This window comes from Frankia sp. AgB32, assembly GCF_023243045.1.
GTDB lineage: Bacteria > Actinomycetota > Actinomycetes > Frankiales > Frankiaceae > Frankia.
Window position 1 is genome coordinate 19505 of the sequence record NZ_JALKFX010000105.1, and the last position, 11362, is coordinate 30866.

Here is an 11362-nt window from a genome sequence, read left to right on the forward strand (position 1 = left end):
CGTTCGTAAAACGGATGCTACGCTTCCCTCGGTCTTCTACAGGTCGGGAAGGGGACGCTCGTGACAGTGGACGTGTCGGCCCCGAGTCGCGTGCAGATAGTCCTGCCGCGGGCAATTGCCCGGCTGCGCGCTTCATCGGGAGCCCATCTCACATTCGGTGGAATAGTCGCACCGCATTCTGGTCGATTGACCGTCACCAACGTGGACGGACCAGCACCGAGCGGACTGCTCGGCGCCTCCGTCCCGCCCGGGACGGGAATCGGCGGGCAGGTGGTGCGGCATTGCCGCCCGGTCGTCATCAACGACCCAGCGGCGACGCGAAGAGTTCTGCGTTCGGCTGCCTCTCCTATAGAGGGAGCCGACTTCGGAGCGATTCTTGCGGTACCGGTCAGCATGGAAGGCGCGGTGGTAGCCGTGCTGTACGGCGCCATGCGGACCGAGATACCGTTCACCGAGGCCGCCGTAAGGGCAGCCATTGCGACGGCTCGTCTGATGGAACGTGAACTCGGCGTCGCTGCCGCACATGGAGAGCCGTACTCTCCGACGGCGCCCCCCGGGCGCCGTCCGCCCACCATGCCATCCACCATGCCATCCACGATGGTCAGGCCGGTGGGTGCCGTACCGTTGCCGCGTTCGCCCGGCCAGCCGCAGGAGAGTCTGCGACTGGCCTACCGGGAGCTGCAGGAGGTCACGGAACACGTGGCCGACCCGTTGCTGCGGGGGCGCATCGGCGGCGTCTCGGAGCTGCTGCGCGGACTACTGGACCAGGACACCAAGGTCGGTGGCCGACTGGCGCTCACCCCGCGTGAACTCGAGGTGCTTGCGCAGGTCGCCCTGGGTCTGTCGAACGTGGAGACGGCCCGTCGGCTGACGGTCTCACCGGAGACGGTGAAGGCCTACCTGCGCAGCATCATGCGCAAACTCGGGGTTCGTAACCGGACCGCCGCGGTGCACGCGGCGCGTCAGCTCGGCATGCTGCCCTGATCGGTAGCTCACGGCCCGCCGGCGCACCTCGACGGCGCGCCCTCGGCTGATCGTCGGCCACGCGTGGTTCGACCCGCGCATTCGGGTGCCGGAACCACAGAGTCTGCCGGAACCACAGTGTCTGCCGGAACCACGGCGTCTGCCGGACGCCCTGTGGTCTGGTCGGACCACTGCTTCTGCGGACCACCGGTTCTGCCGGACCTGCCGAGGCTCCGGCATCCGAACGCGCGGGTGTGTTCCACGCTGGCCGGCGGCCGGCCGAACAGCGCCGTCGGTGATCGTCTCGCGGGGCGTGAGCGCCGTACCTCCATCATGCAACCCAGCCGGTCGGCGACCCAGACAGCGTGGCCGGACGACCACGTAGCTGTTCGGCTACGTGGTCATCCGGCTGGGCGGTTCTCGGGCTGGGTGGCTCTCGGGCTGGGCAGGTCTCCGGCCGGCTGGCCGGCCTGCCGCGGGCTGCCAGTGGGCACCCCGGGGCAGGCCCGGCCAGCCCGGTCCGGTCGGCCCGGCCAACCGGCGGGCGCGGAGCCTGCCGAATGCCGCATCCTGGCAGTTCTCCGCACCGTCCGGATGGCTGGTGGGTGGCTCCGGGTCGCCTCAGGCCCAGGACGCGCCGGCCACCCGTCGCGTGTCGGCGTGCCGGCGTCGACGGCTCGCCCGCGGGCGACAGGCGGTCCGGCCGTTTCCTGATGCCGGAAGCGGTACAGGGCCCCGCACGGGGGTGCAACCGGGTGTGCAACGAGCGCGGGGCCGGTGCGACCCGCTCCGCCGCACCGGCCCCGCTTCGCCCCTTCGCCGCGCAGACCAGGATCACGCGGCGAAGCGGACGTCAGGTGATCGCCTGGGCGTCCGACGCGGGCTGGCCGGTCCCGCGGCGCCCGTTGGGCATCGCGACCAGCACGGAACCGGTCGCCGAAAGCCGGCTGCCCGCAATAACGGCGGGACCTTCGGCCTGAATGTTCTGGTGACCTTAGACCATCGCCTGGCAGAGGATCCGGCATATCGACGCCGGTACCTTCGTCCGGCCCAGGTGCAAAAATTTCGACCACTGTTGCGCCGCGTTCGCCGCGGATGTCAGTGCCGCGTCCTCGCGTGCCGCGAGCGCAGGACGTGCGGCCGTCGGCACCTTGCGTCGAACCGGCATCGGCGGCCGCGGCATTGACCTACCCCCTTCGAGATTGGCCATCGGTATTTCGTCCCGCCAGTGGTACGCCACCGGACCCGTTCCCCCTCGGGTCATCTTCCGGCCGCCGGATAGGATTCCGGGCACGGAATGGTGCGACACCGGCTGCGCACCTCCCGCCACCCCCGCACGGGGGTATTCTCGATTCAGCCATCCCGGGCAGGTCTAGCTTCAGGGGAGCGACCCGGGGCGTCCACGCCGCACCGCATGTCCGATGACGCGGCCGTCCCGGCAAAGTTGTTCGATCACGTGTTGCCGGGAGTTTCGCCGATGCGGGGGATTGCTCGAAGGGAGCGTGATGCCGTTGTTCACCGATTCGGCGTCGCAGCGGGAATCCCGAACGGATCAGGCGACGTACGCGGTGCTGCCACGCGGGCCTGACGACAAAACCGGTCCGCCGGCCCGAATGCCGACCGAAACCGTGCCGGTGAACGCCGCGGGCTCGCCTCCGGCGCCGCCGCGGGTGATGGCCTCGATGGCGTCGATGGCCGGGGTCCCCACGCCGCGACGTTCGCTGTTCACGGCCGCGGCGGACATCGCCGTGCTGCACCGCGGCCGCCTGCTGGCGGCCGCGTGCCTGGTCGTGATGGTGCTGCTGCCGTGGGATGCCGACATCTACCATCAGCTCGCCACCGGTGGCTTCTACGCGAAGTCGGACCGGTCGACCCAGGCGGAGCAGCTCCTCGACGACGAGTTTCCGGACGCCCCGCCGAACGTCGCGGTCATGGTCACCGCCGAGTCGGGCATCAACGGCCCGACTCCGGTCCATCTCGGCCGCGAACTCACCCGGCAGCTGACCGCGGAGTCGGGGGTCACGTCGGTCCTGTCGTACTGGCCGGACGGCGCCAGCGCCGGTAACGCGCTGCTGCGCTCGAACGACGGCCGGTCCGCCCTCATCGTGTTCCGGCTCACCGGTTCCGAGGACCACATCCAGGATCGGCTGGAGGAGCTGCACGCGCGGTACTCCCACCTGGGTCCGGGCGTGGACGTTCGCTTCGGCGGCGCGCCGGCGGTCATGCGAGATGTCACTGAAAGTAGCCGTAGTGATCTTGAGGTCGGGGAGCTGGCGGCCGCGCCGCTGGTCTTCGCGGTGTTGCTGTACGCCTTCGGCACGATCGCGGCCGCGATGCTCCCGATCCTGGTGGGCGTGGTGTCGGTGGTGTCCAGCCTGGCCCTGTTGCGGGTCGCGGCGACGGTCACGGACATCTCGGTCTTCTCGGTGAACCTCACGACGGCGCTGGGATTCGGTCTCGCCGTCGACTACAGCCTGTTCATCCTGCGGCGGTTCCGGGAGGAGCAACAGCGGGGGATGTTCCCCGGCGCCGCCCTGCGCCGAACGCTGGAGACAGCGGGCCGGACAGTGGCCTTCTCCGGGGTGACGGTGGCTCTGTCGCTCACCGCGGCGCTGGCCTTCCCGCTGTACTACCTGCGTTCGTTCGCCTTCGCCGGGATCATCGTCGTTCTCACCTCGGAGGCCGCCGCGCTGCTGGTGCTGCCCGCGGCGCTGATGGTGCTGGGGCCCCAGCTCGACCGCGGCGACGTCCGCGCGGCCCTGTCCCGCCGGCTGCGCCGTCAGGTCGTCACCGGGGCGCCCCGCCACGCCAGTGCCAGCCGCGCGCCCCGGCTTTCGGCCCCCGGCCGGCGCTGGACGGCCCTGGCCCGCCAGGTCATGCGGCGCCCGGTGTTGTTCGGTGCCGCCGCCATCGTGGTTATGCTCGTCTGTGCCGCGCCGGCCCGCAATCTCCATCTGGCGCTCGCGGATGACACGGTGCTGCCCGCCGCCGCCGAGTCCCACACGGTCAACGACGCCATGCGCAGCAATTTCGCTATCTGCCTGCCCTGCCAGATCCCGGTCGTGATGCCGGGAGTGGACGCCCGGGACCCGTCGAACGCGGCGAAGGTCACCGACTACGCGCAGCGGCTTTCCGGGCTGACCGGCGTGCTTCGGGTGGACACCGTGACCGGCAGTTTCATGCGGGGTCGACAGGTCATCACCGCGCCGGCGTCACCCACCGGTTATGTGGGCATCCACGGCGGCGCGTGGCTCTCCATCTGGCAAAACGACACCTCGCCCGTGTCCGCGAACGCAAAGGACCTGGTCAGGGCGATCCAGGCGACGAAGGCGCCGTTCGCGATCCTGATGGGCGGCCTCGCCCCGCACTTCCTCGACACCTCTCACACGATCGTGCGCAGCCTGCCGACGGCCTTCGCCGTGGTGATGGCGACGACCTTCGTGCTGCTGTTCCTGTTCACCGGCAGCGTGCTGCTGCCGCTCAAGGCAATGCTGCTCAACACGCTCAACCTCGCCGCCACGATCGGCCTGCTCACGTTCATCTTCCAGGGCGGGCACCTGCGCAGCGTGGTCGGCGACTTCCAGGTGTCGGGCACGCTGGAGATGACAAGTCCGGTGCTGATGTTCTTCATCGCGTTCGGCCTGAGCATGGACTACGAGATATTCCTGCTCGCCCGCGTCCGCGAGGAGTACCTGCGCACCGGGGACAACACCGAGTCGGTCGCGGTCGGCCTCGGGGTCACCGGTCCGCTGATCACCAGCGTCGCGCTCGCGCTCGTCGTCGTCATGGTGGCGCTGTCCACCTCGCACATCAGCATGATCAAACTGATCGGGGTGGGTCTGACCATCGCGATCACGCTGGACGTCACCGTCGTGCGGGCGATCCTCGTGCCCGCGTTCATGTCCCTCGCCGGCAGCTACAACTGGTGGGCGCCGCGCCCGTTGCGTCGCCTGCACGACCGGTTCGGCCTGCGCGAGGACGAGGACGAGGACGCCGTGGGCGACACCGCGGCGGGTGGCGCCCAGCCGCGTCCGATGGCGGGCAGCCGGCCCCAGGTCGGCGGCCCCGAGCGGGGCGGTGTGCGGGCAGGCCGCAGTCGGCTTGGCATCGGCGGAGCCGCCTACGGGCTGCCGGCCGGGGCCGCGGTGAATCTGGGTACGCCCGCGCGGCAGACGGCCCGGCGATCGCAGCCGCGCGCCCTCGGTGCCGCGCCCTCGCCCGCGCCGCCTGCCCCGTCCGTCCAGCCAGTCCCGTCCGTCCAGCCAGTCCCGCCCGCCCCATCCGTCCTGCCTGAGCCGGCGGACTCGCTGCTCGGAACGACGGTCCCGTTCCCGGTGCGGGGACAGGCCCAGCGGTCCGGGCGTCGGCCCGCCAAACACGTGACGATCGGCGACCCGACCGCGGGTGGCCACCCTGACCACGGAACCCGGCCGACGACGAGGATCAGGTACCGGCGGGCGCGCGGCGACGCCGGTCCCGGCCGGACCCCGTCGCCGGCTCGCACGCCGACCTGGCACTACTTCGTCCGCAGCGGGTGGCGGACGAGTCCGCTGGGGCGCCCGGTCGTCACCGGTACCCGCGGCTTCGTCATCGACCGGCTCGGCAGCGGCCGCCCGGTGGTGATCGACGGGGAGGTGCATCGCTGATCGGCCGGACCGATGCCGGTCCGGCCCACAGGGTGATCTGTGACGGAAATCCCAGGGTTCCGATACTCAAGGTGATGTAACGGGTGTCGTAGTGTGTGCGCTCTGTATCCGTCCAGCCACCCAGAGGATGTGTCATGCTTGCTGCCGGCCCGCCCGATAGCACCCCCGACCAGGCCCGGGTCTCCCGCCGCGGTGTCCTCGGCCTGCTGGGCGCCGGCGGGTGGGCGGCCACGATCCTCACCGCGCACCCCGCGTCAGCGGCCGGACTGGCCGCTCCCGCTGCGCTGCCGAGGCCCCGCACCCCGCTGGCGGCAGCGGACGATCAGCTCGCCAGTATTCCGCGCACGCTCGCCGCGACCTTCCGCGGGACGGGTCCGGTGACACCCACGTTCGGCCCGGGCTACGTGGCCGTCCGCTGGCACGGGCCGGCCGGTGCACCCGGCGGGGGTCAGGCGGGCCCGGCGATCCGGCTCCGGGTGCCGAACGGCACCGTCGGAACATGGTCCCCGCTGAGCGTCGGCTGCCCCGCCGAGCGCGACGACCGCATGGGCAGCGAGACATCGGAACACGCCGTGCTCACCGGCATCAGGCCGGGCGGGCATCCCGTCGGCTACGAACTGCGGATGCCGCCGGGCGCCAGCGCCGTCGTGTCGACGGCGCTGAACACCACGTCAGGTCCGATCCAGCAGGTGCGCGTGCCGATCGTGACGGCACAGGACGTCCTCGCGGCGGTGGCGGGTCTCGCCCGGACGATCGAGGCGCTGTCCGGCTCACCCCGGTCGGCCCCGGCATCGGAGCGCCTGAGCGCTGCTCTGCCCACCCGGGGCGGCCCGGCGCCCGCCACGAGTACGCCGAGGCCGACGCGGCTGGCGGCCGTGGTAAGCCCCGGGCCGATCCCGGCGCCGTCGAGTCCGGTCCAGTCCGGTCCGGCGCCGGCAGGCCCGGTCCCGGCCCAGCCGAGCCGACCGGCACTGCCGCCAGCACTGCCGCCAGCACTGCCGTCGGGACCGCTGCCGCTGCGCTACCTGCCCAGGGCCGCGTGGGGTGCGGACGAGGCGCTGCGCCTCAACCCCGCCACCGGCCAGCCCTGGCAGACGACCTACCACCCCGGCCAGGTCATCACGGTGCACCACACGGTGACGCCGAACGTCGATCCGGACCCGGCCGCCACCGTCCGGGCCGTGTACCACTTCCACACCGTGGACCGGGGCTGGGCGGACATCGGCTACCACTTCCTCATCGACCAGGCGGGCACCCTCTACGAGGGCCGTTGGTCGGGGACCGACGGCATCCCCGCGCACCGGCCGGACGGCCAGGTGGTGACCGGCGCGCACGTGGGCGGGTTCAACGCGGGCAACATCGGCGTGGCGCTGCTCGGTGACCTGCGCACCGAGCCGCCGACCGTGGCAGCGCGACGGTCCCTCGTGCTGGTCCTGCTCGCCCTGACCGGTGCCCACCAGCTGGACCCGCTCGGGCGGGTCGCCTACGTCAACCCGGCGAGCGCCGCGCGCCGGGACGTGCCGACGATCGGCGGTCACCGCGACTGGATGGCCACCGAATGCCCCGGCGGCTCGCTGTACTCGATGCTGCCGGGTATCCGCTCCGACGTGTCGAACTCCCTGGTCTGAGGATCGCGCCGGGCGACCAGCGGAGTCGGATCAGCCGCGCCAGCCGGCGTAGACGACGAACCGGCCGTCCCGGGCGACGCTGTCCACCGCGGTAAATCCGGCCTGCGCGAGCCAGTCGAGCTGGTCGGCCAGCGGCGCGCACCGGTCGAAGGCCATCCGGCCCAACGCGGCGGCCCATTCGTCGTCGTCCGAGCCGGCCGCGCGGGCGTGGCGCTCGTGCAGGTCCTCGAACAGGCGGGTGAGCCCGGGCGTCGGCCCGTCGACCTGTTCCACGTTCACGAACAGGCCGCCGGGGCGCAGCGCGGCGTGCACCCGGCGGAACAGGTCCTGCTTGCCCGCGTCCTCGAGATGGTGGATGGCCAGGGCCGAGACGACGGCGTCGAACGGCCCGGCCGGCAGCGCCGCGGTGAGATCCGCGACGGTCACCGCCTCGACGGCGCTTTCTGGCAGCCTGGCCTGGGCCTTCGCGAGCATGGGCGGGGCGCCGTCGAACAGGTGCAGCCGCGCCGTGGGCGCCGCGGCGAGCACGGCGGCGGCCAGCAGGCCGGTGCCGGCGCCGAGGTCGAGCACCGCTGGCCGCGCCGCGCCGACCCGCCGGACCAGGTCGCCCGCCGTGCCGTAGAGCAGGTCGATGGACGGGACGAGGCGGCGGCGCTGCGCGTCGTAGGTGGACGGATCCCAGATTGGTGTCTCAGAATATGAGATGGCAGTCTCACTCGTTGGGCCACTGTAGGTCATCCGCCGCCGGTGCTGCCGATCGCCCACGTCGGCGCCGTGTCCGTCGGCGCCGTGTCCGTCGGCGCCGTCATCGGCGCACCTCGGTCAGCGCACCTCGGTCAGCGCACCTCGGTCAGCGCACCTCGGTGAGGGTGCCCTTCTCGACGGAGTAGACGAATCCGCGCACCGAGTCCTTGTACGGAATGAAGGGGCTGGCCGTGATCCGCGCGATCGACTGGCGGACGTCGTCCTCGAGGTTCGAGAAGGTTTCCACCGCCCAGGGCGGGCGGATGCCGGTCTCGGCGGCGATCCCCGCCTTGAAGTCCTCGTCGGTGAAGGTGAGCATGCCGCAGTCGGTGTGGTGGATCAGGACGATCTCGCGGGTGCCGAGCAGGCGCTGGCTGATCGCCAGGGAGCGGATCTCGTCGTCCGTGACCGCCCCGCCGGCGTTGCGGATGACGTGGGCGTCGCCCTCGGCCAGGCCGAGCACGCCGTAGACGTTCAGCCGGGCGTCCATGCAGGCGACGACGGCGAGGCGCAGCTTCGGTGGCAGTGGCAGTTCCCCGGCGGCGAAGTCGCGGGCGTAGCGGGTGGCGTTGTCCAGCAGGTCGTCGGTCGCGCTCATCTCGAGTTCTCCTCGGATCGGTGATGGTCGTCCGCAGCGCGGACGCGGCTGCGAGGTGCTGCTGGCCGCGCCGGCGCCGGCCGTTCACGGATGGGTCGCGCGCGGGCGGCCGCGCGGCCGGTATGCGTCGAAGCTGGCGTGCGTCGCGGCCGGGATGCACCACGGGCGTGACGCGTCCAGGCGGAACGCATCCAGGTGGAACGCGTCGCGGCCGGGTGGGTTCGCCGGCGGCAGGCGCCTGGCGCCGGGAAGGCGTTGGCGGGAGGCCGTCAGCGGATGCGGGGACCGCCAGGACAGAGGGAGGCGGCGACGAGCACCAGGTCGATGTGCCGTCTGCGTACCAGCAGCGGCGGAGTCGACATGCAGGAACAGAAACACGGCAGGACGGAGCCCGCCAACCCGGCGGACAAGTGACGCATCTCATATCTTCATTGAGTCGGTGAACAAAGATGCTGGTGGCGGGTGTGCGCCGACGAGGGTGGCGAGGGGGCGGGGGTCGCCGTGTCCGGCGGATCGCGGGGCTCGTGGCGTGGAGGCGGCGTTCGAGGGTCGTCATGCGTGCCGCAGATCACATTTGGGGCTGTTGACCGGGTGGAGTGGCGCTGATCAGAGTGAGAAGGGTGCGGACCTCCACGCTGTTGACGTCCCGCCGCTGCATCGATTTCGGGCGCGCCGAGTCCAGCCGCTGTCGTTAGATCCCCGAAAGATCTCCCCCGGACCTCGATGGATCCACGCAGCCCCGGCCCCGCCGTGGGCAGTACGTGATCTCGTCTGGTGGTGCGTCGCGCCGCCCCCGTAACCACGCCGCCCGCCTCGCCGCCCCCGGCGGTCGGGCCCGCGCGGCCGGCCTCGTCCGCGCAGCCCTCGCCAGCCGACGCGTCGCCGTCGGCGGGACGCGCTGACCAGTCGGCACGCCCACGATCGCGGAAGGACCTCGATGAGCAGGCCGACCAAGCAGATCCACCTGGCGGCGCACTTCCCCGGGGTGAACAACACGACGGTGTGGAGCGATCCCGCCGCGGGCAGCCACATCGAGTTCAGTTCGTTCGTCCACCTCGCCCGGACCGCCGAGCGGGCGAAGTTCGACTTCTTCTTCCTCGCCGAGGGGCTGCGGCTGCGGGAGCAGAACGGGCGTATCCACGACCTCGACGTCGTCGGCCGGCCCGACACCTTCACCGTGCTCGCCGCGCTCGCCGCCGTCACCGACCGGCTCGGGCTCGCCGGGACGATCAACTCGACGTTCAACGAGCCCTACGAGGTGGCCCGGCAGTTCGCGAGCCTGGACCATCTGTCCGCCGGCCGGGCGGCCTGGAACGTCGTCACCTCCTGGGACGCCTTCACCGGGGAGAACTTCCGCCGCGGCGGCTACCTGGAAGAACAGGACCGTTACGAGCGGGCCCGCCGGTTCCTGCACACCGCCACCGAGCTGTTCGACTCGTGGCGGGGCGACGAGATCGTGGCGGACAAGGAGTCCGGGCGGTTCCTGCGGGTCGGCGATCCCGGCGCGTTCGAGCACCAGGACCAGTTCTTCGACATCCATGGGCAGTTCAACGTGCCGCGCAGCCCGCAGGGCCGGCCGGTGATCTTCCAGGCTGGTGACTCCGACGCCGGCCGCGAGTTCGCCGCCGCCTCCGCGGACGCGATCTTCAGCCGGCACAGCTCGTTCGAGGCGGGCCAGGCGTTCCACGCCGACGTCAAGGGCCGGCTGGCCAGGTACGGCCGCCGGCCCGAGGACCTCGTCGTGCTGCCGGCGGCGACGTTCGTGCTCGCCAACACCGACGCCGAGGCGCTGGAGCGCGCCGCGGTGATCCGCCGCCAACAGGTCAGTGGAGCCACGGCGATCCTGTTCGCCGAGCAGTTGTGGAACCGCGATCTCTCGGCGCACGACCCGGACGGCCCGGTCCCGGACAGCGACCCGCTGCCCGGCGAGAACACGATCTCCCGGGGACGCGCGAGCGTGCGGATGTTCAACGACCGGGTGGCGACCGCCCGCCAGTGGCGGGAGCTGGGGCAGGCGAAGAAGCTGTCGCTGCGCGAGGTCGTCATCGAGGTCACGGGACGGCAGTCGTTCATCGGCTCGCCGCGGACGGTGGCGGACACGATCAACCGGTTCGTGCAGGCCGACGCCAGCGACGGGTTCATCCTCGTCCCGCATATCACCCCCGGCGGTCTGGACGAGTTCGCGGACACGGTGGTCCCGCTGCTACAGGAGTGGGGCGTCTTCCGGTCCGAGTACTCCGGTCCTACGCTGCGTGACCACCTGGGCCTGGCGCCCCTGCCCTGACCGAAGTCGATCGGGTCCGGACGATGGTTTCCGGGCGGCGCTTTCCCGGCGGGAAAACGAAATGTTCCCGGTACGGACTGACCGCTCGGCCCGACGGGTGCCGCCAGGCGGGCAGGCCGGGCGGGCCGGGCCGGCGGGGCGGCCCGCGGCATCCTCCGATCGGGCCAGCGGGGGTCAATCCGGCCCCTGCGCGACCTGGCACCTCCGGGTCATCGGCCCTGGCCCGATCCGGGCACCGCGATCACCCGGCGGTGTCCCCCCGGAGGACCCCCGCACGGGGCGACGTGCCGCGGAGAGCATGTGTGCCTTCTGAGGTGGCCCCGGTTCCAGGGGGCGCACCAGACCTGAGAGACGACACATCGGGTCGGAGGGGAGCACGCCGGGCCCGGAAGGCACCTCGGCCCGGAAGGCGCGTCGGGCTGGGAAGACGCCTCGGGTGCCCGACCCGGGGGCGGCCCCCCACCCGGCCCCCCGGCCCGCCCCGGGGGGGGGAACAAAC

6 protein-coding genes are annotated in these 11362 nt (G+C 72.0%); 4 read left to right on the forward strand and 2 right to left on the reverse strand.

Annotated elements, in window-relative coordinates; all coding sequences use genetic code 11:
* The first annotated feature begins 201 nt into the window (after positions 1-201).
* The 3 genes from MXD60_RS30485 to MXD60_RS23550 all read left to right on the forward strand — a co-directional run bounded on the left by MXD60_RS30485 (position 202) and on the right by MXD60_RS23550 (position 7237).
* Positions 202-984: a LuxR C-terminal-related transcriptional regulator gene (locus tag MXD60_RS30485; protein ID WP_518468547.1), complete on the forward strand. Its 783-nt coding sequence runs from the start codon at positions 202-204 to the stop codon at positions 982-984.
* A gap of 1592 nt (positions 985-2576) precedes the next feature.
* Complete coding sequence (locus tag MXD60_RS23545; RefSeq protein WP_248821522.1) at positions 2577-5609, forward strand: MMPL family transporter; 3033 nt, start codon at positions 2577-2579, stop codon at positions 5607-5609.
* Between the two features lie 134 nt (positions 5610-5743).
* Positions 5744-7237, forward strand: coding sequence for a peptidoglycan recognition protein family protein (locus tag MXD60_RS23550; protein WP_248821523.1), 1494 nt, complete (start codon positions 5744-5746; stop codon positions 7235-7237).
* A gap of 30 nt (positions 7238-7267) precedes the next feature.
* Here the strand turns inward: MXD60_RS23550 and MXD60_RS23555 are convergent, their stop codons facing one another.
* Together MXD60_RS23555 and MXD60_RS23560 are read right to left on the reverse strand one after the other, a co-directional pair.
* Complete coding sequence (locus MXD60_RS23555; protein ID WP_248821524.1) at positions 7268-7975, reverse strand: class I SAM-dependent methyltransferase; 708 nt, start codon at positions 7973-7975, stop codon at positions 7268-7270.
* 112 nt (positions 7976-8087) lie between these two features.
* Positions 8088-8579 carry a beta-class carbonic anhydrase gene (locus tag MXD60_RS23560; protein WP_248821525.1) on the reverse strand — a complete coding sequence of 164 codons (492 nt, stop codon included), beginning with the start codon at positions 8577-8579 and terminating at the stop codon, positions 8088-8090.
* A gap of 937 nt (positions 8580-9516) precedes the next feature.
* Between MXD60_RS23560 and MXD60_RS23565 the strand changes: the two genes are divergently transcribed.
* The gene (locus MXD60_RS23565) at positions 9517-10863 is read left to right on the forward strand and encodes an NtaA/DmoA family FMN-dependent monooxygenase (protein WP_248821526.1); all 1347 of its coding nucleotides are present in this window, start codon (positions 9517-9519) and stop codon (positions 10861-10863) included.
* Positions 10864-11362 lie beyond the last annotated feature (499 nt).

Bases quoted from the DNA above. Each gene is read 5' to 3' on its own strand.
- MXD60_RS23555 (WP_248821524.1), bottom strand. From the start codon at position 7,975: ATGACCTACAGTGGCCCAACGAGTGAGACTGCCATCTCATATTCTGAG.
- MXD60_RS23560 (WP_248821525.1), bottom strand. From the start codon at position 8,579: ATGAGCGCGACCGACGACCTGCTGGACAACGCCACCCGCTACGCCCGC.
- MXD60_RS23565 (WP_248821526.1), top strand. From the start codon at position 9,517: ATGAGCAGGCCGACCAAGCAGATCCACCTGGCGGCGCACTTCCCCGGG.
- MXD60_RS23550 (WP_248821523.1), top strand. From the start codon at position 5,744: ATGCTTGCTGCCGGCCCGCCCGATAGCACCCCCGACCAGGCCCGGGTC.
- MXD60_RS23545 (WP_248821522.1), top strand. From the start codon at position 2,577: ATGCCGACCGAAACCGTGCCGGTGAACGCCGCGGGCTCGCCTCCGGCG.